Below are 764 nucleotides of genomic sequence, written 5' to 3' on the forward strand. Positions count from 1 at the left end.
TCCCCGCCCCCCACGCCCAACCAGCGCAAACGCCGCCGTGGAGGTGCCCGTTTCGCCGGAGGCGTTGACGCGGACGTGAGCCCCGCCGTGCCCGGGCAGGTGCCGGTTCCGGCCGCACCGGGCGGGCGTACGCCACGCGGAGCGCGGTTCGCGGGGGCCGATGAAACGGTGGAGCAGCCGGCGTCGAGGGCCCCCGACGTGCCGGGGGAGGGGGATCGGGCCGCCGTCGATGCGGTCGTCGAGGGGGTCGCGCGGCTGCGGGCCGGAGGGATGAGCGGGGAGGCGCACGCGCTGCTGGCCGAGGCGGCCCTCGGACCCGCCACCCGCTTCCCGCTGCTCGCCGCCCGGCTCGAGCGGGCCGGGCTCGGCGCCGACTGGACCACCCTGCTGTGGGAGACCGCCTCGCTGCCCGCCGGCCCCCTGGTCGCCGCCGCCGACGCGCTGGCCCTCGCCGGGCGCGCGGCCGACGCCGAGCAGGTGCTGCGGCAGGGCGTCGTACGGCCCGCCGCCGAGATCGGCGCGGCCGTCGCCGGCCTGGTCGCCGACGGCCGGCATCGAGAGGCCCGCGCGCTCCTCGACGCCTGCGTCCGCTCCCGCACCCCCGAGGACGCCGCCCGCAGCGCCGCACCGGACCCCGAGACGCTCGTGCCGCTGCTGCTGGAGGCGGCGCACGGCGTCTCCCGGGAACGCCACCGGGACCTCGTGCACGCCCTGCGCGTCGCCGGGTTCACCGCGTGAAATCCGCCCCCGCGACCCCACCGCCC

At 80.0% G+C, this 764-nt stretch carries 1 pseudogene; it reads left to right on the top strand.

What is annotated here, in order from left to right:
- Positions 1–738 (top strand): annotated as a pseudogene (locus DMH12_RS38680) (hypothetical protein); the annotation flags it as partial.
- Between the last annotated feature and the right edge of the window lie 26 nt (positions 739–764).

This window comes from Streptomyces sp. WAC 04229, assembly GCF_003947455.1.
In the GTDB taxonomy this organism is placed as follows: Bacteria; Actinomycetota; Actinomycetes; order Streptomycetales; family Streptomycetaceae; genus Streptomyces.